The sequence below is a fragment of the Saccharothrix sp. ST-888 genome, assembly GCF_000955975.1.
Classification (GTDB): Bacteria; Actinomycetota; Actinomycetes; order Streptomycetales; family Streptomycetaceae; genus Kitasatospora.
On record NZ_JYJF01000012.1, the window covers coordinates 34,214 to 60,008 of the forward strand.

A 25,795-nucleotide genomic window follows, 5' to 3' on the forward strand; every position below is an offset into this window, starting at 1 on the left:
AACGTGAGGCGGAACGGGAGCGGTCAGTGCCGGACGAGGCGGCCGCGCTGCGCCGGAACCCGCACCCGGCTCACCGGGGCCGCGTCGGGGCCGCCGACGTGCGAGAACGGCTGGGTGCGCCAGTCCAGTTCGGCGGGAAGGGCCAGCAGCGCCTCCGCGCCGGGCCCGGCCGGGTCGCCGAGGGCGTCGTCGCACTCGGCCAGGTCGTCGGTGGCCGCACCGGAACCGGGGCAGAGCGCGGGGGAGAAGGGGTGCCAGGCGGTCGGCAGGACGGCGTGCTGCGGCAGCCGCTCCTCGTCGCCGACCAGGGCGATCGGGCGGTCGCACGCGGGGCAGTGGACCCGGACGATCTCCCAGGTGTCCATGTCCCCCGGGTCCACCCCCGGGAACCCGGTGAAGTCGAAGTCGGCGTCGCGGTCGAGGCGTTCGTCATCCTCCGCGGCGCGGGAACGCTGATCAGTAGCAGACATGTGATGATCCCCCTCGGATCGGACCGGGCTCGCGTCGGCCCTGGCCACAAGCAGCACTTCCCGCCGACGGAGTGTCATAACCCTGCACTGCGGTGCACTGTGATGCACAAGGTGTGTCGTTCGCCACATTCCAGCGGCACATGCCCCGTTCACGCGCCGTTTCTGCTGGGGGCTCGCGCTCCGGGTGCACGGCGGTGGTGCGCACCGGCGGCGCCGGCCGTCCGGCGGGCCGCAGTCCCCGGTGAGCAGCCGATCACCGTCCGGAACCGGCGGAGTGCGCACCTGGTCGGCAGACGGGACCTGGGGGCAGTAGGTTTGCGCCTTGTGGAGGATCTCGATCAGCACATCGTCCAGTTGCTTCTCCAGGACGGCCGGATGAGCTACACGGACCTGGGCAAGGCCACCGGCCTGTCCACCTCGGCGGTGCACCAGCGCGTGCGCCGTCTCGAGCAGCGCGGCGTCATCCGCGGTTACACGGCGATCGTCGACCCGGACGCGGTCGACCTGGCGCTGACGGCCTTCATCTCGGTGAAACCGTTCGACCCGAGCTCGCCCGACGACACCCCGGAGCGGCTGGCCCCGCTGCCCGAGATCGAGGCCTGCCACAGCGTGGCGGGTGACGAGAACTACATCCTCAAGGTCCGGGTCGGTGCCCCCGGCGACCTGGAGGACCTGCTGGCGCGCATCCGCAGCGCCGCCGGGGTCTCCACCCGCACCACGGTGGTGCTCTCCACCCCCTACGAGGCGCGCCCCCCGAAGCTCTGACCCGACTCGTCCGGGTGCAGACTTAGGCCCATGACCGAACGCACCAACCGGACCGTGCTCCTGCGCGGCGGCGCCGTCTACAGCCCCGCCGACCCCTTCGCCACCGCGATGCTGGTCGAGGGCGAACACATCGCCTGGGTCGGCAGCGACGGCGCCGCCCAGGCGTACGCCGAGAGCGCCGACGAGGTGGTGGAGCTGGCCGGTGCACTGGTCACCCCCGCCTTCGTGGACGCCCATGTCCACGCCACCTCGACGGGCCTGGCCCTGACCGGTCTGGACCTCACCGGCTGCCCCTCGCTCGCCGAGGCGCTGGAGCGGATCTCCGCCTTCACCCGCTCCGCCGACGGCGCCGGGGCGGCCGGCCGCGGCGTGCTGATCGGTCACGGCTGGGACGAGAGCGGCTGGCCCGAAGGCCGTCCGCCGACGCTCGCCGAGCTGGACACCGCCGCCGGCGGTGCCGCCCTCTACCTCTCCCGGACCGACGTGCACTCGGCGCTCGCCAGCACCGCCCTGCGCGAGCTGACCCGGGACCTGGCCGGGCTCCCGGGCCACCATCCCACCGAGGCGCTCACCCGCGAGGCCCACCACGCCGTCCGGCAGGCCGCGCTGGCCCACCTGACGCCGGATCAGCGCCGCGCCGCCCAGCAGGCCGCCCTGCGGCGGGCCGCCGAACTGGGCATCGGCTCGGTCCACGAGTGCGCCGGACCCGAGATCTCCTCCGCCGAGGACCTGACCGCCCTGCTGGCCCTGGCGGCCGAGGGCGAGGGCCCCGAGGTCTTCGGCTACTGGGGCGAACTCGGCGGCGTCGAGACCGCCCGCCGCCTGGGCGCCGTCGGCGCGGGCGGTGACCTCTTCGTGGACGGCGCGCTCGGCTCGCACACCGCCTGCCTGCACGCCCCCTACGCCGACGCCGAGCACACCGGCACCGCCTACCTGACCGCCGACGAGGTGGCCGACCACGTCACCGCCTGCACCGAGGCCGGTCTCCAGGCCGGGTTCCACGCGATCGGGGACGCCGCGCTGGCGGCCGTCCTGGACGGCGTACGGGCGGCGGCCGACCGGCTCGGGCTCGCCCGGGTCCGTTCGCTGCGGCACCGGGTCGAGCACGCCGAGGCGCTGGACGACAAGATGATCGCCGCCTTCGCCGAGCTCGGCCTGACCGCCTCCGTCCAGCCCGCCTTCGACGCCAGCTGGGGCGGCCCGGACGGCATGTACGTCCAGCGGCTCGGCGCGGAGCGGGCCGCCGCGCTCAACCCGTTCGCCGCCCTGCTGCGCGCCGGAGTCCCGCTCGCCTTCGGCTCGGACGCACCGGTCACCCCGCTCGACCCCTGGGGCACCGTCCGGGCGGCGGCCTTCCACCGGACCCCCGGGCACCGGATCTCGGTCCGGGCGGCGTTCACGGCGCACACCCGGGGCGGCTGGCGCGCGCTCGGCCGGGATCAGGACGGCGTGCTGGTCCCGGGCGCCGTCGCCAGCTTCGCGATCTGGGACGTGGCCGACCTCGTCGTCCAGGCCCCGGACGACCGCGTCGCGGGCTGGTCCACCGACCCCCGCTCCGGCACCCCGGGCCTGCCCGACCTCACCCCGGGCGTCCCGCTCCCGACCTGCCTGCGCACGGTCGTCCGGGGCCGCACGGTGCACCGGCGCTGACCCGCCGGCCGCCGGCCCGGCACCGTCCGGGGGCGCGCAGAACCTCAGGAGCGTCCCCGGGTCAGGGGGCACGGTTCTCGCGCCCCGAGCCGCCGGCCGGCGGGTCGCTCCGATCAGGCACCCTTGAGGGCAGGTCGGTACCGCTCCGGGGTACCTTTCTCCGACGGCTCTCGGTGACGAGCGGCCGGTCGATCAGACGGCACTCGCAGCGCGAGCGGACGGCACAGCCAGAGAGGTGGTGCGCAGGTGGCACTGCCCGGGAACGAGGAGCAGCCGGCGGCGGAGTCGGAGGCGGCCGAGTCCGTCCCCGAACAGCGGCCGGGGCGGCTGCGGCGCCGCTGGACCAAGGTCCGGGCCGGCCTGCCCAGGACCGGGCTGGCCGTCGCCGCCGGTCTGCTGCTGGCACTGGCCTTCCCGCCGTACGGCCTGTGGCCGCTATCGATCCTCGGGGTGGCGGCCCTCTCCCTGCTGACCCGGGGGCGGACGGCCCGCCAGGGGGCGTGGACCGGCTTCGCGTTCGGCTTCCCGTTCTTCCTCCTGCTGCTCGACTGGATCCGGGTGATCGGCCCGGACGCACTGGTCGGGCTCTCCGTGCTGGAGGCGCTGTTCGTCGTTGCGCTGGGCGCCGGTCTCGCCGCCACCTCCCGGCTGCGCACCTGGCCGCTCTGGGGGGCCTGCCTCTGGGTCGCCCAGGAGTGGGCCCGCGACCGGCTGCCGCTGGGCGGCTTCCCGTGGGGCCGGCTGGCCTTCGCCAACACGGCCAGTCCGTTCACACCCCTGGCCGCCCTCGGCGGCGCGCCCCTGGTCACCTTCGCGGTCGCCCTCGCGGGCACCCTGCTGGGGTACACCGCCCTCCGTCTGCGCCGGAGCCCCGCCCCGACGACCGCCGGGGCCACCGACGCTGCGGAAGCCGCTGACGCCACCGAGGCGGCCCCGGACACCCGCCGCCTTCCCCGTGCTCCCCGCGCCGCCGCACTGGCCGCTGCCGGGGCCGTGGCGACGATCCTCGCCGGGTACCTCGTCCCGGTGCCGACCGGCGCCGATGCCCGCGACACCGTCAAGGTGGCCGTCATCCAGGGGAATGTGCCGCACCCCGGCATGGACTTCCTCGGCCGCCCGTTCATGGTGCTCGACAACCACGCCTCGGCCACCGAGCGCCTGGCCGCCGCGGTGGCCGCGGGCAAGGCCGAGCGTCCGGACGTGGTGATCTGGCCGGAGAACTCCTCCGACCTCAACCCCTACGCCGTCCCGGAGGCCTACCAGCGGATCGACCAGGCCGTGAAGGCGATCGGGGTGCCCACCCTGGTCGGCACCCTGGTGGACGGCCCGGACAGCCAGCACGTGCAGAACGAAGGCATCGTCTGGGACCCGCAGAGCGGCCCCGGCGAGTTCTACACCAAGCAGCACCCGGTGCCCTTCGGCGAGTACGTGCCGTTCCGCGCCGAGCTCTCCAAGGTGATCACCCGCCTGCAGCGGGTCGCCCGCGACTTCTACCCCGGCACCCACGACGGTGTGATGCAGCTCGGTCCGGCCCGGATCGGCGATGTGATCTGCTTCGAGGTGGCGTACGACGAGATCGTCCGCGACACCGTCAACGACGGCGGCCGGGTGCTCGTGGTGCAGACCAACAACGCGACCTACGCCAAGAGCGGCCAGCCCGACCAGCAGCTGGCGATGTCCCGGCTGCGTGCGGTCGAGCACGGCCGGGCCGTCCTGATCGCCGCGACCAGCGGGATCAGCGCGATCATCGCCCCGGACGGTTCGGTGGTCAGCCGCACCCAGGAGCTCACCCCGGCCGAGCTCAGCGCCACGGTGCCGCTGCTCAACGGGAAGACGGTGGCCGACCGGGTCGGTGCCGCGCCCGAGTGGGCGCTCTCCATCGCCGGCCTGCTGGCCTGCGGCGCGGTGGCGGTCGGCGCGACCCGGCGCCGCCGCAACGGTGGCGGCACCGCCGGAACACCGGCCGAGGCCGAACCGTTGACCCAGGTGGGTGCCGCAGCCGCAGTCGCCCCCGCTCGGATTGCCCGTCGCTGATCTGCGCGGAGAGCACCGGGATGGAGTGGATTCGACCGTGACCCAGCAAGCTACCCCGGTCCGTCCGGCCCCGCGCAGTCGCCTGCGACGGGTGCTGCCGTTGCTGATCACCGCCTGGCTGGTGCTGGAGATCTGGCTGCTGACCGTCGTCGCGGGCGCGACCGGCTGGTTCACCGTGCTGATCCTGCTGATTGCCGGGGTCTTCGTGGGTGGATCGCTGATCAAGCGGGCGGGCCTGAAGGCCTTGTCGGCGGCCATCGAGCAGGGCCGTGATCCGCAGTCGCAGCAGGCGCAGACCGGCACCAGCCTGACCGTGCTGGCGGGCCTGCTGCTGATCCTGCCGGGCTTCCTGTCCGACCTGATCGGGCTGACCCTGCTGCTCCCGCCGACCAGGGCGCTGTGGCGGGCGCTGGGCCGCCGGTTCACCCGGACGGCACTGCGCTCCACCGCCAGGCCCGGGTCCGACGCGTTCGCGGACGCCATGCGGCTCCAGGAGCAGATGCGCATCCACCGGCCGGACGGCAAGGTGATCCAGGGCGAGGTGGTCGACCCCCCGACCGGCCCCACCGGCCCCGACACCGACTGCCGACCCCCGATCACCGGCTGAGCACCCGACTCGTACGGTGCCTCAAGGGGCGCGGTGAGCCGAGCGTCCGCCCCCCTGCGGCTTCGCGGCAGGCGCCCCGCACGGTCCGCCGCCGACGAGGCCCCGAGGCCCGGCGGCGCCGCTGCGGCGTAGCCCGCCCGGACGGGCGCTCGCACGCCGAAGCCCCCGCGCAGTGGAGCCCCCCGGGCAGCCCGAAGGGGCCCCGGGCGGCTGCCCGGGGCCCCTTCGGTGCCCTCTGCCTAGGTGGAGGGGGCGATCACGCGCTCTTGCGGGTGTCGCGCGGGTGAACCGCGAGGTTCATCCCGCCGGAGCGAAGCACCGCCAGCCGCTCGGCCAGCACCTCCTCCAGCTCCTCGCGCGTACGACGCTCCATCAGCATGTCCCAATGGGTGCGCGTCGGCTTGGTCTTCTTCTCCTCCGGCTCGTCGCCGTCGAGCAGGACTGCCTCCTGGCCGCAGAAACGGCATTCCCAGATCGAGGGAATCTCCGCCTCAACGGAGAAAGGCACCTCGAATCGGTGTCCGTTCTGACATGCGTACTCAACGGTCTGGCGGGGAGCCAGATCGATTCCACGGTCGGTCTCGTAGCTAGTGGCCCCGAGTCGCGTGCCGCGGAGAGCTCGCTCGCTCATGAATCGTGCCTCCCGGGCTTATGGCCCACAGGACTAGTGGTCGCTGTCATCGTCGTTCGGTCAACGCTCGGCCGCCGACGAAGATTCCCGTCCCGGGACATGCGTCGCCTGTCGTGCCGCCCCTGTTTGTACCCATCCCCGCCCGATTTGTCACATCTGAGCTCGAATATCACCCAGAGTGTCACTAATTGTGCACACAGCTAGCAATTCGGCCCAGTGGCGGCCGTCCAAGTTTATCCGTGCCCGGTCACCAGACCGGACGCGGGCGCACCGAGGCGGGGTCTTTCGTCAGCTCGACTCCCGGCCCGCCGATCGAGCTCGCCACCGGGCCCGCGATCGAGCTCGCCACCGGCTCCCCGGCCGGTGCCTGGGCCTGGGCCGCCGCTTCGGTCCTGGTGTCCCGGTGCGGCAGCAGGGCGATCACCGCGTCCCGCAGCAGGGCCGGTGCCTCCTCGTCCAGCGGGTCCACGGTGACCGGGACCTGGAGCCGGACGGGGGCGGCGGTGCCGATCCGGGCGTAGCCGCGGCCGGCGGGTGTCTGGGCGGCCGGGGTGATGTCCAACGGGGCGCCCAGCGCCAGCTGGGCGCCCTCGGCGCCGGTGGGGCCGAGCACCACGCGGGCCCTGGTGGTGGCCCGGACGGTGGGGGAGAGCCGCTCCCGGGCCTCCAGATCGTCGGCGACCACCACCGTCACGCGTGCCGCGCGGCCCTGCCGCAGCGGGATCTCCAGCAGTTCCTGCGGGTCGAGGCGGCCCTCGGCGTGGGCCAGTTCGGTCAGCTCGGTGGGGTGGTCGAGCAGCAGCCACAGCGGGCGGATGACGTCCTCAGGCGGGGTGACGCCGTGGTGACGGGCGGCGTTGAGGGCTGCGATCCGGCGCTCGGTCTCCTTGACGGCCCACTCCAGCGCGGCCAGTGCGCCGCGCAGGCTGGTCTCCACGGTGTGCACGCCGGGCCGGTTCACCAGGCAGGCGTGCTCGCCGGTGCCCGCGCCGTCGATCACCACCAGGTCGCCGTGGGGGAGCGCCTGGAGCGCGATCGAGCGGATCAGCGTGGACGTCCCGTGCCCCGCCGTGCCGAGGGCCAGCAGGTGCGGCTCGGCGGCTCGGGCGCCGGTCCGCCAGATCACCGGCGGCTGCTGGGCGGTGCCGCCACCCTGGTGCACCGGGATGGTCCGGTGGGTGCCGAGCGCGTCGGTGAAGCCCAGCACGATCTCGCCCGGCGTGGTGACGAAGGGCTGGGCGGTGATGTCGGTGGGCAGCGGGGCCAGGGCGGTGACCCGCAGCCTGTTGGACTCCTCGTCCCAGTCGAAGCGGTACTCGCGGGCGCGGCCCGCCTTGCCCTGGACGACCTGCTCGATCCTGGCCCGGGCGGCCGGCTCGGTGTCGGTGAAGTACGCGGGGTAGGCCAGGTCGAGGGAGCTGAGCCGGCCGTCGCCGTCGAACTCCCAGGCGCTGAAGGCGGACTTGTAGCTGCCGTCCATGCTGTAGAGCGGCGAGAAATCGTCCACCCCACCCAGGTAGGGGGTCAGGGCGGCGTAGAGGGCGGTCAGCTTGAGGTCGGCGACGTCCGCCTCGGGCGGGGCGGGGGCGGCCTTGAGGGTCCGGCCGACCCAGGTGGCGCTGGCCATCAGGGCGACCAGGGCGAGCAGCGGGCCGTGCGGCAGCAGGTAGATCCCGAGCAGGACCGCCGCGGAGAGGAAGGCGGTGGGGCCCCGGCGGTCCTTCGGGGTGGCCGCCCAGCGGCCCTTGGCCCAGTCGACGTGGGCGCGCAGGCCGCGCCCGATCACCGTCAGCGGGGCGAACACGTCGGAGGCGTGGTCGCCTGCCGTACGGGCGAGGTCGCGGCCGCGGTTGAAATGGCGGGTGAGGGACATTCCTGACTCCCCGGGCGGATGGGACGGGCGGGACGGTGGCAGAAAGGCCCGGGGCGGTGGGATCCGCACCCGGGCCGTGACTGCGAGGGATCGGTCAGAACTTGATGCCGCTCAGCAGACTGGCCAGGCTCGCGCCGCCTGCCGTGATGCTCGGGGCGATCGAGGAACCCGCGATGTAGAAGCCGAAGAGGGCGCAGACCAGGGCATGCGAGACCTTGAGGCCGTCCCGCCGGAAGAAGAGGAATGCGATGGTGCCGAACAGGACGATGCCGGAAATCGAGAGGATCACGTGCTCTGCTCCTCGGTGAGGGGGACAGGGGACGGCGAGAGAGGGTTACCGAAAGCGACTTAATCGTGACAAAAAGTAATAGATGATGGAACGGGGCAAATGGGTGCTCTTGTTGCCGGGGTGAACCTCGGAGGTATACGTGCGGACCGCTGCTCACGGCGGAATTCCGCTCTCTCAGGTCCCCCGCGCACCCTGCTCCGGGCGCACCTGCCGGGAAAAGTTCGCTCGAACGGATGCGTTACCTCCGGATGAACGTGTCATCCGCTACGGTGCCGTACGACACTGCACCGGATCCGAAAGGGCCGTCATGACCGACTCAGCTCCGCAGACTCCGCAGGACCCGCCGGCGGGGCAGGTGCCGGACGCCGAGGTGATCGAGCTCGCGGGCAGGCTCTTCGACGCCGCCCGTACCGGCGACACGGCGTTGCTCGCCGGGTACCTCGACGCCGGAGCCCCCGCCGACCTCACCAACGACCGGGGCGACACCCTGATCATGCTCGCCGCCTACCACGGCCACGCGGACACGGTCGAGGCCCTGCTGGCGCACGGCGGCGACCCGAACCTGATCAACGACCGGGGTCAGACGCCGCTCGCCGGGGCGGTGTTCAAGGGCGAGGAGGAGGTGATCGCCGCCCTGCTGGCCGGCGGCGCCGACCCGCAGGCCGGTACCCCCTCCGCCGTGGACACCGCCCGGATGTTCGGCAAGGAGGGCCTGGTGGCCCGCTTCGAGGGCCGCTGACCGAAGCCGCCCCGCCGCCTCCCGGCCGTCGGACCGAGGTCGGAAGGCCAGGTGGCGGCCGGTCGCAACTAGGCTTGGCGGCCATGGAGATACGCACCACCGGTTACGGCCACCCGGATGCCGTACAGCTGTCCGCCGAGGTCCAGCAGGAGTACGTCCGCCGCTACGGCGAGGTGGACGTGACCGTCATACACCCGGAGCACTTCGACCCGCCCGCCGGGATCTTCGTGGTCGGCTACCTCGACGGCCGGCCGGTCGCCTGCGGCGGCTGGCGGGCCAAGGAGGCGGACGGCACGGGGCTGCGCGACGGCGACGCGGAGCTCAAGCGGATGTACGTCTCGCCCTCGGCCCGGGGCCGGGGTCTGGCCCGGGCGGTGCTGCGTCACCTGGAGCAGAGCGCCGCCGAGGCCGGCCGGACCAGGTTGGTGCTGGAGAGCGGCACCGAGCAGCCCGAGGCGCTGGCGCTGTACGCCTCCGAGGGGTACGAGCCGATCACCAAGTTCGGCGTCTACAAGGACCACCCGCAGAGTGTCTGCATGGGCAAGCCGCTGGTGCCTGCGGCGGCCTGACCCGCCCGGTGCCGTCAGGGTGTCAAGCGGTGCAGGTCGCGGGGGAAGAGCGTGGTGCGCCGCACGTTGTCGGCCCCGGTGAGCCGGGCCGTCCAGCGTTCCAGGCCGAGCGCGAATCCGCCGTGCGGCGGCATCCCGTGCGCGAACGCCCGGAGGTAGCCCGCGTACGGTTCGACGGGCTCGCCGCGCGCCGCGAGCGCGGCGAGGTAGTCCTCGTGGCGGTGCAGCCGCTGGCCGCCGGTGACCAGTTCCAGGCCCCGGAAGAGCAGGTCGAAGCTGTTGGAGTAGTCGGGCCTGGCCGGGTCCGGGTGGGTGTAGAGGGGCCGCTTGCGCATCGGGTAGCCGACGACGAAGAGGAACTCGCTTCCGTACTCCCGCAGCGCCCACTCGCCGAGCCACCGCTCGTGCGCGGGGGCGAGGTCCGGTTCGTCGGTGCCGAGCATCCGCATGGCCTCGGAGAAGTGCACCTGGGGGATCTCGGCGGGTACCTCCGGCAGGTGCAGCGAGAGCAAGTCCACTGCGCCGGCGGCGCGTTCGGCGACCGAGGCCAGCATCCCGGCGAGCGCCTCGCGGAGCACCGCCTGTACGTCGCGGTGGTCGGTGACGAAGCCCAACTCGGCGTCCAGGCTGGTGTACTGGGCCAGCCCGGAGCGGTCCCGGATCACCAGGAAGGTGACGGATTTGAGCCCCCGGCGGCGGTGCAGCCAGCCGGAGACTTCGACGGTTTCGCCCACGTGGCCGTGCAGTTCGGCGGCCAGCACGCGGGTGGTCGGGTGGATCATCGCAGCCCTCCAAGGGCGTCGTCATGATCCCTTCGGAGTGCGGGCGAGAAGGGGCAACTCGCGGTGCCACCGCACTTCTGCCGCTGCCCGGGGGCGGCGGCCTCATTGCGGCCCGATGACGGAGGCCGACCGGCGAGGCATTTCCTCCTCGCACTCAGGAGTGTCTTCCCCCACGGGACGTGAGGCCGCCTTCCCAGCTGCCGGCGGCTCTCTCCGCTCACGTGAACCCGGGGGTACTCGGCTCCCTCGACGTGTTGCAGGTGAGGCTAGGGCCGGGGTCCGGCAGACCGCAACGCGATTTGCCGGACCCCCGTGCGGTGAGGCGGATCGGGTCAGAGCAGGGTCCGCCAGTAGTACCAGAAGCGGTTGAGTACCAGCAGGGCGATGCCCGCGTACCAGAGGGCGGGCAGGACCCAGTGGTAGCGGGCTGCGGTCCGCCAGTTCGGACGGTTGTGCAGCAGGGTGTACCAGCCCAGCGGCAGGACCACGGCCCACACCACCATGCAGTACGGGCACAGCGCCCCGATCTCGTACAGGGCCTGGTCGATCAGCCAGAGGACGAAGCCCAGGCCGGCGACCGTGCCGGCCTGGAGGGTCCACCAGAACCAGGGCCGGTACGTGGCGCCGGCGAGCAGGCCGACCCCGGCCGCCAGGACGGCGGCGAAGGCGGCAAGGCCGATGAGGGAGTTGGGGAAGCCGAAGACCTCGGCCTGCGGGGTGCGCATGACCGAGCCGCAGCTGATGATCGGGTTGATGTTGCAGCCGGGGACGTAGTCCGGGTTCTGCAGCAGCCGGATCTTGTCGGCGGTGAGCACGGCCGAGGCGGCCAGGCCCAGTGCGCCGCAGACCGTCAGCAGGACGGCCTGGGCGCGGCTCGCCCCGATCGGGGTCGCTGTGGCCATGGCGTCAGCTCCCGGTGGCCTGGCGGACCACGGCGGTGAACTGCTCGGCGGTCAGCGGGGTGCCCTTGGAGTCGAAGAGCTCCAGCGCCTTGCCGTCGAGCTTGATGGTCGGGGTACCGGTGACACCGCTGCCGTTGAAGGCGGCGGCGACCTTGCCCGCCCAGGGGCGGTAGGTGCCCTCGGTGACGGCCTTGGTGAACGCTTCGGTCTTCAGCCCCGGCACCTTGTCGGCCAGCGCGAGGATGTGGTTCACGTCGCCGAAGCCGTCCACCCGCTCCTCGGGCTGGTTGGCGTACAGCACGTCGTGGAACTGCTTGAACTTCGCTGCACCGCCCTCGTTGATGGCCGCGCCGACGGCGGCCAGCGCGGTCTTCGAGCCCTGCCCGCCGAGGTTGTCGTCGAGGAAGGCCGCCAGGTGGTACTCGATCTTGTACGTGCCGTCGTCGGCGAGCTGCTGGACCGCCTTCCCGGCCGAGCCCTCGAAGACCTTGCAGATCGGGCAGCGGAAGTCCTCGAACACCTGCAGGGTGTGCGGGGCGTCGGCGCGGCCGTAGACGATCACCGTGCCGTTCTGGCCCGAGGTGTTGGCCGGGGTCACCAGCGCGCTGGACACCGAGGCCGTGTCGGAGCTGCTGCTGCTGCCGTCGCTCGCGGTGCTGATGGCGAGCGTGGTCGCGGCGGCCAGGGCGAGGACGCCGAGTATCGAGGCGCCGACGACGGTCCGGCGGCGGACGGCGGCGCTGCGGGCCTCGCGCAGCTGCGCCTCGCGCAGACGCTCGCGGGGGCTGGGCTTGGGGGACTGCGGGGTGCTCATGGTGAAGGTCAACTCCTTGGAGCAGGGGCGGACCACGGACCCGGCGCGTTCGACACGGCCGGACCGGCACGCGGCCGCGCGGGCGCGGGGGTGCGTCGGAGGCGGTGCTGCGGGCCGGGGCGGGGTCCACCCGGTGGCGGGGAAGTGGTGGGGTGGTGGGCCGACGGATCGTCAGGTCGGCTCGCGCCGGGCCGTGCAGGACCCGGAGGCGGCGGACGTCGTCAGCAGGCGAGCGCGAACGCCGGGGCCGGCGGTCCGCGCCGGGGCGCGGGGGTGAGCACCACGTCCGCGCGGCGGGGGAGGCAGTCCTCGGCCGTCGGTGGCGGCGTCAGGGAGGCCGGGCAGTTCGGCAGCGGGGCGGGCAGCAGGAGAGCCCGCAGCGGGGCGGCGAGCAGCTCGCCGAGCGCGCGTTTGGCCTCGGCCAGATCGTGGAGCGCGGCCTCGCCCAGGCGCAGCCAGAGCGCGGCGGCGAACGCGAGCAGCAGGTGCACCATCAGGACCAGCGCCTGGGCCGTGCCCGGGGCGCTCGCGGTCAGGAACGACTCCTTGACCGAACTCCCGCCGCAGACCAGCAGATCGACGCCGTGCGAGGGCGCGGCACAGGCGTCCTGGCCGAGGTTGAAGGCGGTGTTCAGCAGCAGTTCGATCGGTACCAGGACCGCCGAGATGTGCAGGAAGCGCCGCTGACCGCCGCAGGCGGGCAGGGCGGCCAGGAACACGGCCGCCGTCGCGACGGCCACCAGGCTCAGCGGCAACGGCCGCCCGGTGATCACGACTTGGCCGAGCGCGGACAGCGGAACGGCGAGCGCGGTGAACACCGCTGCCCGCAGAGCCCTGGTCGCCTGGCTGTCAGTCATGGTGCTCGGAGTATGACACGGCCCCGCCGCCGCGCACGAGGGCACCTTGGCGGCACCGCGGGCGCGGTGCGGGGGGAGCGGGTCGGCGGAGTGGTCGGCGGCAGCCGGGTGCCGTGGTCCGAGGGCCGTGGTTCGACCGGGTCCGATCGAACATCTCTGCCATGTCGAGTGCCTTGAATCGCAAGCCAGTCCGGCTGTCGTCACCCGCCGGGGCGATCACCGGGCGGTGGACGGGTGATCCGCTGCCACCCCGCTCCGGCCGGATGGACAATCGGCCGATGGACGATCCTCCCGGCTGCCCGCCCGACGTCCCGGCGCCGCCCCTGCCCACGCCCCCGACGCCGCCCGAAGCTCCGCATCCCCCGCACCCTCCGCATCCCCCACTGCCGCCGGTACCGACGCCGCCGGTACCCGACCCGCCCTCGCCGCCCGATGTGCCGCTGCCGCCGGTGCCGTCCGCGCCGCCGAGCCCGCAGCCGCACCCTTCGCCCACGTTCACGCCCGCACCGACGCCCACCAAGTCCGTGGCGGCGGTCGTCCCGCACCCGCAGAAGCCCTCCGCGCCGCCCGCACCGGAACCGACCCCCGCGTACAGCGCACTGCCGACCCCGGCCCCGGTGGTGACCACCGCAGTGGCCGTGCCGCCACCGCCGACGCCACCGGCGGCCGCACCGGGTCTCGACCCGGTGGTGTGGGCGGCGGTCGTGCTCGTCACCATCCTGCTGCCGGCCGCACTGGCGGCCATCGGCCACTCGTTCCCCGTCACCCGGAGCCGCAGTTGAACCCCGTCCCGATCATCGGCGCTGCCGTAGCCGTCACCGTCGCGCTCGGCAGCCTCGCCGTCGCCCAGCGCCTGCGTCCCGCACCGTCCCCCGACGCGGGGGACGACTCGCCGCACCCGGCCCTCTCCAGCATCGGCGCGGGCCTGCTCTCCGGCTTCGTGCTGCTCACCGGATTCCTGGTGGCCACGGGCTGGGCGGCGCACACCACCGCCGTCGTCCCGCCGACCGGCCTGTACGTCGCCGACGGTGCCGCCGCGATCGCCGTACTGCTCTACCCGTCGCTCGCCGCACTGCCGTTCACCGCCCGGCACGCCACCGCCGTGGCCTTCTTCGGGGCACTCGTCGGCTACACCCTCTCGCTGGCGATCCAGCTGCGGCCGTAGCACCTCGACGGTGTCTCCCGGCCGAGCCCGGTCGAGCCCGGCCGAGCCCGTCAACCGGGCTCGGCCCGGCGGGGCTTGGCACGGCGGGCCGGGGGGACCGGCTGGATCGCGTCCCGTACCCGTACGAACGACGGGCCTGCGGCGTGGGTCCGGCCGGGGAGGCGGCGGCATAGCCTGGAAGCCCAGGAGAGGGCGGACGGTATGCCGCAGAAGGAAGTTCCGGCGGCGGGGGCACTGCTGCACGCCCGGATCGTCGAGCAGGCCGAGGTGCTGGCCGGCCTGGGACCGGAGGTACGGGCGGACGCGCCGGACGCCGTCCACCGGATGCGGGTCGCCTGTCGGCGGCTGCGCGCCGCGCTGCGCCCGTACGGTGCTCCACTCGCCGGGACGGGGCGTGAACTGCGCTGGCTCGGAGGCTGTCTCGGACAGGCCAGGGACACCGAGGTGCTCGGTGACCTGCTGGTCGCCCAGGCGCGCGAACTGCCGCCCGAGTGCGAGCCCGAGGCGCTGGCGCAGGCGCTCGCCGCCTGGTCGCGCGAACGGTACCGCGCCGCCTGGCCTGCGGTGACGGCCGCCCTGGACAGTCCCCGCTACCTGGCGCTGCTCGCCGAGCTGCGGGAGCTGGCGCAGCGGCCGCCGTCCGCCGCCGACCTGCCCGCGCTCGGTGAGCTGGCCCGGCGGGAGCAGCGCCGTACCGCCGCCAGGCTCAAGGCCGCCCGTCGGGCGACGTCCGGCGAGGAGACCGACCGGGCGCTGCACGAGGCCCGGAAGGCCGCGAAGTGGGCGAGGTACGCGGGGGAGACGGCCGGCGAGCCGGGGGAGCGCTTCACCGCGCGGATGAAGGCGCTGCAGGAGCTGCTCGGCGCGCACCAGGACAGTGTGGTAGCGCGCAGCGCGCTGCGGGAACTGGCCGTCGGGGCCGACGTCGGGCGGGCGTTCGGCTACGGAGTGTTGTACGGCGGTCAGCTGACGGTGGCCGAACGGGCGCGGGAGCGGCTGCCTGAGGTCTGGCGGAAGGCGCGCAAGTCGCCGGGGTTCGAGTAGGACTCGCCCCCGCAGGGGACAGGCTGCCGGGGGGCGCGGAGGTACGCGGTGATCCGCGCCGCTGTTCAGGGGGTGTGCGGGAGGGTGGTGAGGCCGGCGGAGTGGGCGGCGTCGGCGAGCAGTCGGCGCAGCATGGCCGTGGTCAGCCGGCCGGTGTTGGTGTTGCGGGGGCTGACGTGGTAGCAGCCGAAGAGTTCCAGCGGCGCGCCCCCGTCGGCGGCCGGGAGCAGCACCCGTGCGCCGTGCCCGAACACGGGGCGTGGCCGGGGCAGCTCCCACCCGGCGCCGGCCAGCGCGGGCAGCAGGGCCTGCCAGGCGAAGCCGCCGAGTGCGACCACGGACCGTACGGTCGGCCGCAGATAGCCCAGTTCGCGCTCCAGCCACGGGCGGCAGGTGTCCCGCTCGGTGACGGACGGCTTGTTGTCGGGCGGTGCGCAGCGGACCGGGTCGGTGATCCGGACGCCGTACAGTTCCAGGCCGTCGTCGCGGCTGACGGCGGTCGGCTGGGAGGCCAGCCCGAGGTCGTAGAGGGCCGCGTAGAGCAGGTCGCCGGAGGGATCGCCGGTGAAGATCCGGCCGGTCCGGTTGGCGCCGTGCGCGGCCGGGGCGAGACCGACCAGCACGAGTGCGGCGTCGGGCGGGCCGAAGCCGGGGATCGGCCGGGCCCAGTAGTCCCAGTCCTGGTACGAGCGGCGTTTGGTCCGCGCCGCCTCCTCGCGCCAGCTGACCAGGCGCGGGCAGGCCCGGCAGTGCGTGACCGCGGAGTCCAGCTCGGCGAGGCTGCGCACGGTGTCCGCCGGGTGGCAGGGAGACGGCGGTGGCGGCGGGGGTGCGGCGGCGCTCATGCGGCGAATCCTAGGGCCCGTCTTCAGACTCCCGGCAGAGACGGGCCCTGGGGCGGACTGCGGTGATCGCGGGGGGCCTTGGCGGAGTAGCGTGGAACGGGCTAGTGCGGAGTCGGGTGGCCGAGGTGACGGCGATGCTCATTGTTGACGCGATTCTGGGTGCGGCCGGTCTGTTGGGCGTGTGGGCGGGGCTCAGTATCCGGGTCGTGCAGCAGTTCCAGCGCGGTGTGGTGTTCCGGTTCGGCCGGGTGCGCGAGCAGATCAGGCAGCCGGGGCTGGCGGTGCTGATGCCCGTGGCGGATCGGATGAGCAAGGTGAACGTGCAGATCGTCACCATGCCGATCCCGGCCCAGGAGGGCATCACCCGGGACAACGTCACGGTGCGGGTGGACGCCGTCGTCTACTTCAGGGTCGTCGACCCGGTGCGGGCTGCGGTCAACGTGCAGGACTACCAGTTCGCGATCTCCCAGGTGGCCCAGACCTCGCTGCGTTCGATCATCGGCAAGAGCGAGCTGGACGACCTGCTGGCCAACCGCGAGCCGATCAACCAGGGACTGGAACTGATGCTGGACAGCCCGGCGCTGGGCTGGGGCATCGAGATCGACCGGGTGGAGATCAAGGACGTGGCCCTGCCCGAGTCGATGAAGCGCTCGATGTCCCGGCAGGCGGAGGCCGAGCGCGAGCGGCGGGCCCGGATCATCACGGCGGACGGCGAGTACCAGGCGTCCGCCCGGCTCTCCGAGGCCGCCACGATCATGAGCAGGGCACCGGCCGCGCTGCAACTGCGGCTGTTGCAGACGGTGGTGGAGGTCGCGGCGGAGAAGAACTCGACTCTCGTCCTGCCCTTCCCGGTGGAGCTGCTGCGTTTCCTGGACAACGCGAGCAGAACCGGTGGCGGCGGGACCGCAGCAGGGGGCGGGGAGGAGAAGGGCGGCGGCACGGCGGCCGCTGGGCCCGAGCCGTCGGCGCCGCTGCCCGAGGTGCGCGGGGTGGAACAGCTGGAACTGCCGTCGCTGGACGAGGTCCTCGCGCAGTCGCCCCTGCCGGACGCGGTCGTGGCTCCGGACGCGGCTCCGGACGCGGGGGATGGCGAGCAGCAGTCCGACCGGATGCCGAAGGACGGCGCCGATCCCGGTGGCGACGCCGGACGGCCCGGACCAGGATGGAGTAACGGGGCTGTGCACTCACGGCAGGAGGCCGGACAATGACCACCGCAAAAGACATCATGCACGCCGGTGCGGAATGCGTCCGGGAGCACGAGACCCTCGCCGAGGCGGCCCGGATCATGAAGGAGCGCGACGTCGGCGCGCTGCCGATCTGCGGGGAGAACCAGAAGCTGCTGGGCATCATCACCGACCGCGACATCGTCCTGCGATGCGTCGCCGCCGGCCTGGACCCGGCCCACACCACCGCCGGTCAACTCGCCCTGGGACGGCCCCTGGTGGTGGAGGCGGACGAGGACGTCGAACAGGTGCTGGAGATGATGGAGGAGCACCGGGTCCGCCGCCTGCCGGTGATCAACCACCCCGAGCACAAACTGGTCGGCATGATCAGTGAGGCCGACATCGCCCGGGGACTGCCGCAGGAGCGGGTGGCCGAGTTCGTCGCGGCCGTCTGCAGCGAGAAGGTCTGACCGACGCGGAGCGGGGACGAGGGTATGACCGGTACGGATCGGGTGCCTGGGCGGTCGGGCAACCGATCCGCGTGCGGGTGGTCAGATCCTGGCGAGGAAGGCGTCCGCGATCGCCTGGTAACCCGTGTCGTCGGCGTGGATGTCGCCCCGGGCCATGTTGGTCCACTGCATGACCCGCGCCACGTTCAGCGGCAGTCGCTGCCCGTTCCACGGCACCAGTGGGAGGAACGAGTCGGTGGCGAAGGCGCCCGCCACGTCGACGGTCGGCACCCCGTGGGCGGCGTCGGTGGCGCCGATCGCCGCGTTCAGCACGTTCACCAGCGCCACCGAGAGCGCCGCCTGCGCGCGCCCCTGACCGCCCGTCAGCCAGACTGCCAGGAACGGGTCGTAGAGGTTCATGCCGAGTACGCGGGTGTGCGGGCCCGCAGCGCCCCTGAGCCGGCCGAGGACGGTGTCGAGGCCCCGGGTGGCCGTGCCGACGCCGGTCAGTGCGCAGGGCAGGTCGACCTTGCCGCCGGTGAGGCAGCCGTCCACGTCGTTGGCACCGATGTCCAGGGTCACCAGGACCCGGTCGCCGTGATGCCGGCGCAGGAAGTCCACCGCGGCCGAGAGCTGCGAGTCGGCGTAGGGGTGCGGGTACGGGCAGCCACCGTCGATCATCGTCCCGGTCGTCTCGCCGGGGCAGCCGAGGTCGGTGAAGTCGAAGGGCAGGCCCGAGGCGGACGCCCGGGCGCCGAGGGTGCGGGCGATGTCCTGGGCGTAGCCGCGGCCGGTGACGTGGCCGCCGCCCGGCAGTGACTGGTAGCCGGCCGCCAGCGAGTCGCCAAGTGCCAGGTAGTAGCTGGGAGTTGTTGAGCGCGGCGGTGCTGCTCCGGTTGCCGCGGCGGCCGGTCCGCTGGCCCCGAACAGCGTGGCGATGGCCAGGGCGGCGGCCGGCAGCGCGACTCGAAGACGGTGCGAGCGGAGGTGGGGGAGGCGGGGGAGCAGGTGTCGGCGCATGGACAACCCTCCAGCGGAGCCCGGTGATTGGGTCCCGCGAGGCTACTGCGCGGCACTTGCGCCTGTGTAGGGCTCCGACCGAACTGGGGCCGCCGTGCCGTCCTGCCCGCCCCCGGCCCGGGACGCGGTTCCCGGGACGGAGGCGGGCGGGCGGACGGGTTCCGGCGTGCGGCGCCGTGCTGTCGCACGGTCGGTGGCTGTGACCTTGGACCAGGCGCGGGTGAACCGGTTCTTCCTTCCCGGGACCTCTGTCGAGGGTCTGCCGTACGGGCTCTTCCGGGAGCTGCGCGCCACCGCGCCGGTCTGCCGGGTCGAGGAGCCGCCGGTCGGCAACTGGCCCGCCGGGCCCGGCTACTGGGCCGTGCTGCGGGATGCCGACGCCAAAGTTGCCCCGGCGTCGGCGAGGCCCTGCTCGGTGAGCTGGCCGGTCTCCCCGCAGCAGGGCCTCGATCTGCTCGGCCGGGGCGTCGGGAAGCGCGAGCCGGGTGATCACTTGAAGGTCCTGGAGCTCGGCCGTGCGCGCCAGGACGTCGGCGGTGAGCAGGGCCCGCAGGTCCGCGAGCTCGAACGGCCGACCGGGCTGGCTGGCCTGGACGGTCACCCGCAGCAGTCCGGCGCGGTGCGGGCGGATTGCGGTGCGGTTCCCGGTGTTGGGCGTCGGTGATGCGCAACGGAGTCCTCCCAGGCCGGGGGCGGGCCCTCAGAAAGTGAGGGTCTGACCCGGGGCGGACGCCTGCTTCCTGGTGTAGGCGACGCCGTGCACCTTGAGGCCGGCCGGGTCGAGGAGGGAGATCACGCCGCCGTCCTCGCCCAGTCGGAAGCCGTTCGCGGCCTGGAGGGTGGTGCTGGCGCCGGGCTGGAGTTCGGTGTCGGGCAGCGGCAGCAGGTTCTTCTGCTGGTCGCTGAGGTGCCAGCCCTGGAGGTTGATCGGCGCGGCCGAGGTGTTGACCAGGGTGACCGTCTCGGCCGCCGGGGCGAGCGGGTTGACCAGCGCGGCCGAGATCCGCACCGGCTCCTGGTGCGGGGCGGTGGGCCGGGCGGGGGCGAGGGCATGGCCGGTGGTGTCGTCGGTGTGCCAGGACTGGGACTGGAAGGCCAGGAAGATCGCGACCCAGCGGTTCTCCGAGGCCACGTGCAGCAGCAGGCCGCCGTCCTGCCGGACCCCGTCGTCGTTGGCGTGCGCCGCGTCGTTGCCCTGGTTCATGTGGATGTCGTGGACGCCGTTTCCGGGCTGGAAGTCGAAGACCTTGTCTCCGGCGTCGGTGGGCCAGCGCTGGCCGAAAACGTAGAGGCCGATGGTCTGGTCGGCGATGGCACGCTGGACGTAGTGGTCGAGCAGGTCCTCCAGGTCGTTGTCGAGGCCGGGGGCGTCGGGCGGGAGGACGCGCATGGTGGCCGGGTCGAAGAGGTTCCCGCGGATGAAGTCGAGGCAGGCCGTGCCGGGCCGGGACGGCTCAGGGTGCCAGCCGCTGCCGGCCGGAGGAAGCAGCTGCGTCAGCGGGTGGTGGAAGTCGTCGACGGCGACGTACAGCAGGTTCGGCGGCGTGTCCTGGGACCTGACGTTCACGGCGATCCGGTAGTCGGTGCCGCCGTCGTCGCGTACGTGGATCTGGTAGTGCGGCGTCGAAACCTTCGCTGCCTCGCGCACGCTCTCGACGGCTCTGGCGGCGAGCACGCCGTAGTTGATCAGGGGCATCTGTCGTCCTCTCGGCTGAATCTGCGGGTAGCGGTGACCCGGATTGCTCCCGTTATCGCCGATCGGCGGCTGGGCGGGGCGGAGAACCACGCGGTGTTCACCCGCATGCCGTCCGACGGCGAGTCATGAGCGCCCGGGTTGCGCCGTCCCGGAGGTCCGGCCCGTCGTGCACTCCGCTGCCGCGCGCGTGAATGAATCGTCCGTGTGCGTGTCTCTGTCTGAGGTTCGCGGGCACACCGGGCGCCGCAACCCCACCGAGACGACGACCCGCCGTCCGTCCACCGGCACGTCCGCGGTCCTCCGCCCGAGGACGGGTTCGTCGCCGATCGCGAGGTCGATGGGGGTGTCGTGGAAGGCGACGCCGCCGACTCCCAGGGGCGCGCCGGTCGGGAGGTCGAGCAGGGCCGGCGGACGGCTCGGGCGGGTGCGGACCGGTGGCAGGTGGCCGGCGGTGGCGATGCGGCAGCGGTGGTAGCGGGCGTGTGGTAGGCGGTCATGACGGTGAGGGCCCGGAACAGAGCCGGGCTGCCCTGGGCGGCCAGGGGCGGGCTGCATGCGTGCGGTGAGCGCCGGGACCTCCGCACCGGGCCGGGGACGGACGGACGCTGAGGACCTCGGGAGAGACGAGCGGCACTTCAATGCAGTTCGGTGTCACATCGACAGTGGATCGAGGCGAGGCTTTTCGAGTGAAAAACCGGAGCAAGGCCGCCTGATTGACGGTTCGCCGACTACTGAGGGTTCGTCATACCATACGTTAAATTCCGGCGCCCACAGTGGCGGCGCTCGTGCACAGAGTTCATTCACACCTGCCCCGGACCACAAAGCCAAGAGGAACAGTCATGCGCCTCACCCGCTGCGCTCTCGTTGCTTCAACGGTGGCGGCTTCCGCCTCAGCCTTCGGCCTGCCCCTCTTCTTTGCGGATTGGATGTCCCAGGGTTCCGATGCCACGCAGGTCCGCATGGTCAGCGCCGCCGGCGCCTCGCGGATCGAAGCCGAATCACCACAGCTCCCCTTCACGAATCCGGGTCCGCAGGGGTCAGCGCCCCCCTGTCACAGCTACGGCGGTCCCTACTGCGGCTGGGTGGGAACGTACTGGGGCGGCTGCGACAAGGATTGGGGCCTGAGCTTTGGATTCAAAAGCCCCGACTTGATCTGCCGCCACGACCCCCGCCCGAGCTCCTCGGCCACACCCAGCCCTTCGGCCACACCCAGCCCTTCGGACGAGCCCAGCCCTTCGGACGAGCCCAGCCCTTCGGACGAGCCCAGCCTCTCGGATGAGCTCAGCCTCTCGGCCGGGTCGGCCTCCACCGGAAGCAGCAGTTCCTCCTGACCAGTCCTGCTGGTGGGGCTCCGGCGACCAGCAGCAGCGGCTATGCGTGCCCGCCGATGGCGGTCGAACCGCAGGTGCTGCCGAGGGAAGAGAGACCTGCTCGTCTCGGCCCCGATCTCCGCACCGGGGTCGGCCGGTCGGTACCCGACCGTGATAGCCAGGCAGACTGATCCACTACGAGAAACGCCGACGCCGAACTCTCGAAACTCCCCTGCAGCGCCGGGATGACTCATCGGGGCGACCGGGCACAGCGGGTCTTCTCCGACCTGCAGGTCCGACTACGGAGGACTACGGCTTCGCCTGACCGACGGCCAAGCGGGTCGTTGGAGGGGAGCCGCATGGCTGCGGGACCGTCCCGGCGTGGCCGACCCGGCCGCCTCCCCGGAGGCCGGCCGTTCGTTGTCGGTACGGCTGGGGCGGCGGCTCATCAGGCTCCTGCTGCGACGTGATGTCAGGGACCGAAGGTGCTGCCGGTTCCTCTTCCGGCCGAGGACCGCGTGGCAGAACGACGTCGGCGAAGCCATGCCGTAGCCAGCATTCCCAGAACCATCAGCAAACCGCCGGACGCGATCCCGATGTGCTTCGCGCTCAAAAGACGGCCGCTCCTACCGGAAGCCGCCGCATCGCGCGGAAGAGGGCGGATGGTGCCTCCGGAGCCGGGCGTCTCCGGCTCACTCTTGCCGTTTTGATGCTGGTCCCCTCCCTGGGGTGACGGGGAGCCGGACGCGCCTCTCCCTTCGGCAGCTTCACCATCACCATCCGGATGAGCACGGTTACCACGGCCACCGTCGTCTTCGTCGTCGATGCAGTGGGCAGCCGGGAAGGGGAACGCCCGTTCGTGACTGTCGAATGCCTTCACCACGAAGAGCGGGTGCTCCCTGAAGAAGTCACGAATCTTCCACTCGTACTGGTTGCTGGTCTGGGTGGGATAATTCACGTCCAAATACGTTGAAACAGTAAAGCCACTCCATGGTTCCGCCGGCGACGAGGACGGGGATGACGGGTCCCTCTGGAGGAGGATGGCCTCCGGCCCACGCCGGCCGTTTTTCAGGATCACCCTGAACTGTTGGTCGATGAGTACGACACGGAGGGGACTGTGGCAGTCGCGCCAGGGATTGTGGTGATGGTGGTCCCTGTCCCTGTCCCCGTCCCCGTCCTGGAGCCACGGGGAGCCGGAGGCGTGCCGTGCAGACGCCTGCGCAGCGACGCCTGCCGACGGAGACGTAAGGGCGACCACCGCACCCGCCAGCGACGCTGCAACCCTGCGACGAAGATTCATCCGATGACCTCCATGGGCGGCGAACGCAGGCGGCCACCTGGTGGGTGACGCATCCGAATCTCAGGAGAAGTTAAGAGGAGTCAACTCGTCATATCGTGAACATCCTCGGGGAGCCGTACCCTTGTCACTCAGCCGCAGCAGTTTCGGGCGGAAGAGGTGGTTCGTGGGCGGCTTTGACCGGGTGACCGCCACCGTGGGCGGCCGGCCCGTGGGACGGCCTCGCCCTTGCCGACAACCTCATCCGCCCTGGTAAGAGGCGCTGCGCGAGGGTACTGGCGTCGACCTCATCGGTCGAGCCGGCGCTCTGGCGGAGCCGACGAGGTCCCGGGATGCTGCGACTACTGCCGAACGGCCTCACGGGAGGTGGGATTCCGCAGCTGCTCGACGGCGTCCAGCCGCACGCTGGAACAGGGAGAGGCCGGCGTGCTGCGGACCCTGGACGCCCTTGACGCGGCCGAGCTGAGGCATACCGGATCGGCCCGGAGCAGGGCGGACGCGGACCGGCTGAACACCGTCGAGGTCAGGGGGCCTGCACCTCCACCCTCATCGAGCTGACCCCGCGGATCCGCACCCTCGACCTCCACGCCGCACTCGCCGGCCCGAACCGCGCCCCCGATCGCCGCAGCCGCTACGACCGGGCGGACCACCGGGCCCGCGCCGTCGCCCTGAGCCGTGGCGCGGGCTCGCTGGGCCTGGGATGAGTTGCCCACGGTCATGGCCCAGCAGACCGTTGGTGCGCCCGCCGCTTTCCACGCGTCGACCACCGATCCGACTGTCCTGGCACCACAACCCGTGTCACGCAAGGGATTTCACGTCAACGCGGACCTGATCCTGGCCGCGATCCCGGCTGCCTCTCCTTCGTCCCGGTACCTGGTACGCGGCCAGAGGAAGCCGCGCAGCCCATCCCCGGGGTTGCGCGGGATCACATGGACGTGAAGATGCGGCACCGACTGGCTGATCCGGTTGTTGGCCAGCACCAGGCTGCCCGCCGCCGCCATACCCCGCTCCACCGCCGCGGTCATCCGCTGCACGCTCAGGAAGAACGGGCCCACCTCCGCCGCCGCGAGGTCCGTCAGTGTCGCCACATGCGGACGAGGCACCACCAGCACATGCCCTGGGAACAACGGGCGGTGATCCAGAAAGGCAACCGCCCCCTCGTCCTCCATCACCAGATACGTCGCGGCTTCTCCGGCCACCACCGCACAGAAGAGGCACTCCATCCGCGGATTATCACCCCTGCTCGCCGCCCAGGACTCGTTCTCCGGAGGCTCGTCGTGCACGCGTCGGAGCCGGACCGAAGGGCCGATCGCCCACGCGGGTGCTGCAGGCCACGGCCGAGAGGGCCGGGTGGCCCAGTTCGTCGCGGCCGTCCGCACCGAGAAGGTCCGACCGGCGCGGTGCGGGTGTCCGTGTGATCGGGCACCTGTTCCGCGTGCTCCTGGCGTCCGGCGCGGCGCTGTCGTACGGTCGGTCGTTGTGATCCTCGATCAGGCGCGGGTGAACCGGCTCTTCCTTCCCGAGACCTATGCCGAGGGGGTGCCGTACGGGCTCTTCCGGGAGCTGCGCGCCACCGCGCCGGTCTGCTGGGTCGAGGAGCCGCCGGTCGGCAACTGGCCCGCCGGGCCCGGCTACTGGGCCGTGCTGCGGCACGCCGACGTCAAGTACGTGCTGCGCACCCCGGAGCTGTTCTCCTCGCACCTGGGAGCGACCCAGATCCGCGACCCCGACTCCGCGGCGGACCTGGACTTCGCCCGGACGATGATGCTCAACCAGGACCCGCCCGACCACTCCCGGCTGCGCCGGATCGTCGCCGGGGCCTTCACTCCGCGCGCCATCCGAGAGCTGACCGCCGCCATCGAGCGTCGGGCCGGGGAACTGGTCCACGCCGTAAGGCCGTTGGGTGAGGCGGACTTCGTGCAGCTGGCGGCCGACCTGCCGGTGTGGACGCTGGCCCGGATGATGGGCGTTCCCGAGCAGGACCGGCAGTTGCTGGTGGACTGGGCGAACCGGGTGATCGGCTACCAGGACACCGAGTACGCCCGCTCCAGCACCGCCGACCCCGGCCGGCTGTCCGAGGCGGGACGTGCGGCGCTCGCCCACCGCCCCGCCACCCTGACCGCCCCGGACGGCCGACCGGTCAACCCGCGCTCGCGGGCCGCGCTCGCCGATATGTTCGCCTATGCCCATGCGCTGGCCGAACAGCCCACCCCCGGCAGCGTGTTGGCCCGGATGAGAGAGGGCGGGCTGAGCGTCGAGGAGTTCGAGACGATGTTCTTCCTCTTCGCGGTGGCCGGGAACGAGACGCTGCGCAACGGCCTGCCCGGCGGCCTGGCCGCCCTCCTCGCCCACCCCGACCAGTACCGACTGCTGTGCGGCCGGCCGGAGCTCACCGCCTCGGCGGTCGAGGAGATGCTCCGGTTCTGGCCGCCCGTGCTGGACTTCCGGCGCACCGCCACCCGGGATGTGGAGCTGGCCGGGCGGCGGATCCGGCGCGGCGACAAGGTGGTGGTCCACCATGCCTCCGCCAACCGCGACGAGGCCGTCTTCCCGGATCCGGACCGCTTCGACATCACGCGCACACCCAATGACCACCTCGGCTTCGGCGACGGTCCGCACTTCTGCCTGGGGGCGCAACTCGCCAGAGTGCAGATGGGAGTGATGATCCGTCAGGTCGTCGACAAGCTGCCCGGGCTGGAGGTTGCCGTCGGTGGGCCGCTGCCGCGACTGGTCTCCAACTTCCAGAACGGGCTCAAACACCTGCCGATCCGCTGGAGTAGGGAGGCGGGGCGGTAGGAGGAGGCGAGGGGCCCGAGGGGGGCGG

Annotated in this window: 27 protein-coding genes and 1 pseudogene; 14 read left to right on the forward strand and 14 right to left on the reverse strand. The window is 72.6% G+C overall.

The window, feature by feature from the left end; translation table 11 throughout:
* Nucleotides 1-23: 23 nt before the first annotated feature.
* Nucleotides 24-470, reverse strand: a complete 447-nt coding sequence (locus UK12_RS07350) for a hypothetical protein (protein ID WP_045300885.1) — start codon at nucleotides 468-470, stop codon at nucleotides 24-26.
* Between the two features lie 315 nt (nucleotides 471-785).
* Between UK12_RS07350 and UK12_RS07355 the strand changes: the two genes are divergently transcribed.
* From UK12_RS07355 to fxsA, 4 genes are all read left to right on the forward strand, one after another.
* A complete protein-coding gene (locus UK12_RS07355) occupies nucleotides 786-1,235 on the forward strand; it encodes an Lrp/AsnC family transcriptional regulator (RefSeq protein ID WP_442973781.1) in 450 nt (149 codons plus the stop codon).
* Between the two features lie 30 nt (nucleotides 1,236-1,265).
* Nucleotides 1,266-2,885 (forward strand): amidohydrolase, encoded by a 1,620-nt coding sequence (locus UK12_RS07360; protein WP_045300889.1) that lies wholly within the window; start codon nucleotides 1,266-1,268, stop codon nucleotides 2,883-2,885.
* A gap of 246 nt (nucleotides 2,886-3,131) precedes the next feature.
* Nucleotides 3,132-4,919: an apolipoprotein N-acyltransferase gene (gene lnt, locus UK12_RS07365; protein ID WP_052681679.1), complete on the forward strand. Its 1,788-nt coding sequence runs from the start codon at nucleotides 3,132-3,134 to the stop codon at nucleotides 4,917-4,919.
* 37 nt (nucleotides 4,920-4,956) lie between these two features.
* The gene (gene fxsA, locus UK12_RS07370) at nucleotides 4,957-5,526 is read left to right on the forward strand and encodes an FxsA family membrane protein (RefSeq protein WP_052681682.1); all 570 of its coding nucleotides are present in this window, start codon (nucleotides 4,957-4,959) and stop codon (nucleotides 5,524-5,526) included.
* Between the two features lie 256 nt (nucleotides 5,527-5,782).
* On the opposite strand, the gene UK12_RS07375 is transcribed toward fxsA, so the two are convergent.
* The 3 genes from UK12_RS07375 to UK12_RS07385 all read right to left on the reverse strand — a co-directional run bounded on the left by UK12_RS07375 (nucleotide 5,783) and on the right by UK12_RS07385 (nucleotide 8,319).
* Nucleotides 5,783-6,157 carry an RNA polymerase-binding protein RbpA gene (locus UK12_RS07375; protein ID WP_045300891.1) on the reverse strand — a complete coding sequence of 125 codons (375 nt, stop codon included), beginning with the start codon at nucleotides 6,155-6,157 and terminating at the stop codon, nucleotides 5,783-5,785.
* A 247-nt stretch (nucleotides 6,158-6,404) separates the two neighbouring features.
* Entirely contained in the window at nucleotides 6,405-8,030 is a 1,626-nt protein-coding gene (locus UK12_RS07380) for an FtsK/SpoIIIE domain-containing protein (RefSeq protein ID WP_045300892.1), read from the reverse strand.
* Nucleotides 8,031-8,124: 94 nt separating this feature from the next.
* A complete protein-coding gene (locus tag UK12_RS07385) occupies nucleotides 8,125-8,319 on the reverse strand; it encodes a hypothetical protein (protein WP_045300894.1) in 195 nt (64 codons plus the stop codon).
* A 307-nt stretch (nucleotides 8,320-8,626) separates the two neighbouring features.
* Between UK12_RS07385 and UK12_RS07390 the strand changes: the two genes are divergently transcribed.
* The gene (locus tag UK12_RS07390) at nucleotides 8,627-9,058 is read left to right on the forward strand and encodes an ankyrin repeat domain-containing protein (protein WP_045300896.1); all 432 of its coding nucleotides are present in this window, start codon (nucleotides 8,627-8,629) and stop codon (nucleotides 9,056-9,058) included.
* Nucleotides 9,059-9,141: 83 nt separating this feature from the next.
* Nucleotides 9,142-9,627 (forward strand): GNAT family N-acetyltransferase, encoded by a 486-nt coding sequence (locus UK12_RS07395; RefSeq protein ID WP_045300898.1) that lies wholly within the window; start codon nucleotides 9,142-9,144, stop codon nucleotides 9,625-9,627.
* A gap of 14 nt (nucleotides 9,628-9,641) precedes the next feature.
* On the opposite strand, the gene UK12_RS07400 is transcribed toward UK12_RS07395, so the two are convergent.
* The 4 genes from UK12_RS07400 to UK12_RS36375 form a co-directional block, all read right to left on the reverse strand.
* Nucleotides 9,642-10,409 (reverse strand): amino acid--tRNA ligase-related protein, encoded by a 768-nt coding sequence (locus UK12_RS07400; RefSeq protein ID WP_045300900.1) that lies wholly within the window; start codon nucleotides 10,407-10,409, stop codon nucleotides 9,642-9,644.
* Between the two features lie 332 nt (nucleotides 10,410-10,741).
* Nucleotides 10,742-11,311: a vitamin K epoxide reductase family protein gene (locus tag UK12_RS07405; RefSeq protein WP_045300902.1), complete on the reverse strand. Its 570-nt coding sequence runs from the start codon at nucleotides 11,309-11,311 to the stop codon at nucleotides 10,742-10,744.
* Between the two features lie 4 nt (nucleotides 11,312-11,315).
* Nucleotides 11,316-12,125 carry a DsbA family protein gene (locus UK12_RS07410; RefSeq protein WP_045300904.1) on the reverse strand — a complete coding sequence of 270 codons (810 nt, stop codon included), beginning with the start codon at nucleotides 12,123-12,125 and terminating at the stop codon, nucleotides 11,316-11,318.
* 221 nt (nucleotides 12,126-12,346) lie between these two features.
* Nucleotides 12,347-12,982, reverse strand: a complete 636-nt coding sequence (locus UK12_RS36375) for a hypothetical protein (protein WP_156178587.1) — start codon at nucleotides 12,980-12,982, stop codon at nucleotides 12,347-12,349.
* A 278-nt stretch (nucleotides 12,983-13,260) separates the two neighbouring features.
* Here UK12_RS36375 and UK12_RS36380 point away from each other — a divergent pair, with 278 nt between their 5' ends.
* The 3 genes from UK12_RS36380 to UK12_RS07430 all read left to right on the forward strand — a co-directional run bounded on the left by UK12_RS36380 (nucleotide 13,261) and on the right by UK12_RS07430 (nucleotide 15,191).
* Nucleotides 13,261-13,764 (forward strand): hypothetical protein, encoded by a 504-nt coding sequence (locus UK12_RS36380; RefSeq protein ID WP_156178588.1) that lies wholly within the window; start codon nucleotides 13,261-13,263, stop codon nucleotides 13,762-13,764.
* Nucleotides 13,761-14,147 (forward strand): hypothetical protein, encoded by a 387-nt coding sequence (locus UK12_RS07425; protein WP_045300905.1) that lies wholly within the window; start codon nucleotides 13,761-13,763, stop codon nucleotides 14,145-14,147. Before UK12_RS36380 ends, UK12_RS07425 begins: the two co-directional genes overlap by 4 nt.
* A gap of 201 nt (nucleotides 14,148-14,348) precedes the next feature.
* Nucleotides 14,349-15,191, forward strand: a complete 843-nt coding sequence (locus UK12_RS07430) for a CHAD domain-containing protein (protein WP_052681689.1) — start codon at nucleotides 14,349-14,351, stop codon at nucleotides 15,189-15,191.
* 65 nt (nucleotides 15,192-15,256) lie between these two features.
* On the opposite strand, the gene UK12_RS07435 is transcribed toward UK12_RS07430, so the two are convergent.
* Nucleotides 15,257-16,036 carry a uracil-DNA glycosylase gene (locus UK12_RS07435; RefSeq protein WP_045300906.1) on the reverse strand — a complete coding sequence of 260 codons (780 nt, stop codon included), beginning with the start codon at nucleotides 16,034-16,036 and terminating at the stop codon, nucleotides 15,257-15,259.
* A gap of 134 nt (nucleotides 16,037-16,170) precedes the next feature.
* Here UK12_RS07435 and UK12_RS07440 point away from each other — a divergent pair.
* Together UK12_RS07440 and UK12_RS07445 are read left to right on the forward strand one after the other, a co-directional pair.
* Nucleotides 16,171-16,915, forward strand: a pseudogene (locus UK12_RS07440) (slipin family protein); the annotation flags it as partial.
* Nucleotides 16,916-17,240: 325 nt separating this feature from the next.
* Nucleotides 17,241-17,669, forward strand: a complete 429-nt coding sequence (locus UK12_RS07445) for a CBS domain-containing protein (RefSeq protein ID WP_045300907.1) — start codon at nucleotides 17,241-17,243, stop codon at nucleotides 17,667-17,669.
* A gap of 81 nt (nucleotides 17,670-17,750) precedes the next feature.
* On the opposite strand, the gene UK12_RS07450 is transcribed toward UK12_RS07445, so the two are convergent.
* On the reverse strand, nucleotides 17,751-18,668 hold the full coding sequence (locus tag UK12_RS07450; protein ID WP_052681691.1) for an SGNH/GDSL hydrolase family protein: 918 nt from the start codon (nucleotides 18,666-18,668) through the stop codon (nucleotides 17,751-17,753).
* A gap of 199 nt (nucleotides 18,669-18,867) precedes the next feature.
* On the opposite strand from UK12_RS07450, the gene UK12_RS40985 reads away from it, so the two are divergent.
* Nucleotides 18,868-19,332 carry a hypothetical protein gene (locus UK12_RS40985; protein ID WP_045300914.1) on the forward strand — a complete coding sequence of 155 codons (465 nt, stop codon included), beginning with the start codon at nucleotides 18,868-18,870 and terminating at the stop codon, nucleotides 19,330-19,332.
* A gap of 36 nt (nucleotides 19,333-19,368) precedes the next feature.
* On the opposite strand, the gene UK12_RS07460 is transcribed toward UK12_RS40985, so the two are convergent.
* The 3 genes from UK12_RS07460 to UK12_RS39490 form a co-directional block, all read right to left on the reverse strand.
* Nucleotides 19,369-20,364: a DUF2278 family protein gene (locus UK12_RS07460; protein ID WP_045300916.1), complete on the reverse strand. Its 996-nt coding sequence runs from the start codon at nucleotides 20,362-20,364 to the stop codon at nucleotides 19,369-19,371.
* A gap of 123 nt (nucleotides 20,365-20,487) precedes the next feature.
* Nucleotides 20,488-20,919, reverse strand: coding sequence for a SpoIIE family protein phosphatase (locus tag UK12_RS44975; RefSeq protein WP_197084634.1), 432 nt, complete (start codon nucleotides 20,917-20,919; stop codon nucleotides 20,488-20,490).
* Between the two features lie 1,227 nt (nucleotides 20,920-22,146).
* Nucleotides 22,147-22,638, reverse strand: a complete 492-nt coding sequence (locus tag UK12_RS39490; protein ID WP_156178589.1) for a hypothetical protein — start codon at nucleotides 22,636-22,638, stop codon at nucleotides 22,147-22,149.
* Nucleotides 22,639-23,337: 699 nt separating this feature from the next.
* Between UK12_RS39490 and UK12_RS43050 the strand changes: the two genes are divergently transcribed.
* Nucleotides 23,338-23,529 carry a CapA family protein gene (locus UK12_RS43050; protein WP_231591080.1) on the forward strand — a complete coding sequence of 64 codons (192 nt, stop codon included), beginning with the start codon at nucleotides 23,338-23,340 and terminating at the stop codon, nucleotides 23,527-23,529.
* Between the two features lie 254 nt (nucleotides 23,530-23,783).
* On the opposite strand, the gene UK12_RS07475 is transcribed toward UK12_RS43050, so the two are convergent.
* Nucleotides 23,784-24,194 carry an HIT family protein gene (locus UK12_RS07475; protein WP_045300922.1) on the reverse strand — a complete coding sequence of 137 codons (411 nt, stop codon included), beginning with the start codon at nucleotides 24,192-24,194 and terminating at the stop codon, nucleotides 23,784-23,786.
* Between the two features lie 256 nt (nucleotides 24,195-24,450).
* Between UK12_RS07475 and UK12_RS07480 the strand changes: the two genes are divergently transcribed.
* On the forward strand, nucleotides 24,451-25,767 hold the full coding sequence (locus tag UK12_RS07480; protein WP_231591081.1) for a cytochrome P450: 1,317 nt from the start codon (nucleotides 24,451-24,453) through the stop codon (nucleotides 25,765-25,767).
* Nucleotides 25,768-25,795 lie beyond the last annotated feature (28 nt).

Bases quoted from the DNA above. Each gene is read 5' to 3' on its own strand.
- UK12_RS07350 (WP_045300885.1), bottom strand. From the start codon at position 470: ATGTCTGCTACTGATCAGCGTTCCCGCGCCGCGGAGGATGACGAACGC.
- UK12_RS07360 (WP_045300889.1), top strand. From the start codon at position 1,266: ATGACCGAACGCACCAACCGGACCGTGCTCCTGCGCGGCGGCGCCGTC.
- UK12_RS07375 (WP_045300891.1), bottom strand. From the start codon at position 6,157: ATGAGCGAGCGAGCTCTCCGCGGCACGCGACTCGGGGCCACTAGCTAC.
- UK12_RS07380 (WP_045300892.1), bottom strand. From the start codon at position 8,030: ATGTCCCTCACCCGCCATTTCAACCGCGGCCGCGACCTCGCCCGTACG.
- UK12_RS07390 (WP_045300896.1), top strand. From the start codon at position 8,627: ATGACCGACTCAGCTCCGCAGACTCCGCAGGACCCGCCGGCGGGGCAG.
- UK12_RS07395 (WP_045300898.1), top strand. From the start codon at position 9,142: ATGGAGATACGCACCACCGGTTACGGCCACCCGGATGCCGTACAGCTG.
- UK12_RS07400 (WP_045300900.1), bottom strand. From the start codon at position 10,409: ATGATCCACCCGACCACCCGCGTGCTGGCCGCCGAACTGCACGGCCAC.
- UK12_RS07405 (WP_045300902.1), bottom strand. From the start codon at position 11,311: ATGGCCACAGCGACCCCGATCGGGGCGAGCCGCGCCCAGGCCGTCCTG.
- UK12_RS07410 (WP_045300904.1), bottom strand. From the start codon at position 12,125: ATGAGCACCCCGCAGTCCCCCAAGCCCAGCCCCCGCGAGCGTCTGCGC.
- UK12_RS36375 (WP_156178587.1), bottom strand. From the start codon at position 12,982: ATGACTGACAGCCAGGCGACCAGGGCTCTGCGGGCAGCGGTGTTCACC.
- UK12_RS36380 (WP_156178588.1), top strand. From the start codon at position 13,261: ATGGACGATCCTCCCGGCTGCCCGCCCGACGTCCCGGCGCCGCCCCTG.
- UK12_RS07430 (WP_052681689.1), top strand. From the start codon at position 14,349: ATGCCGCAGAAGGAAGTTCCGGCGGCGGGGGCACTGCTGCACGCCCGG.
- UK12_RS07435 (WP_045300906.1), bottom strand. From the start codon at position 16,036: ATGAGCGCCGCCGCACCCCCGCCGCCACCGCCGTCTCCCTGCCACCCG.
- UK12_RS07445 (WP_045300907.1), top strand. From the start codon at position 17,241: ATGACCACCGCAAAAGACATCATGCACGCCGGTGCGGAATGCGTCCGG.
- UK12_RS07450 (WP_052681691.1), bottom strand. From the start codon at position 18,668: ATGCGCCGACACCTGCTCCCCCGCCTCCCCCACCTCCGCTCGCACCGT.
- UK12_RS07460 (WP_045300916.1), bottom strand. From the start codon at position 20,364: ATGCCCCTGATCAACTACGGCGTGCTCGCCGCCAGAGCCGTCGAGAGC.
- UK12_RS44975 (WP_197084634.1), bottom strand. From the start codon at position 20,919: ATGCAGCCCGCCCCTGGCCGCCCAGGGCAGCCCGGCTCTGTTCCGGGC.
- UK12_RS07475 (WP_045300922.1), bottom strand. From the start codon at position 24,194: ATGGAGTGCCTCTTCTGTGCGGTGGTGGCCGGAGAAGCCGCGACGTAT.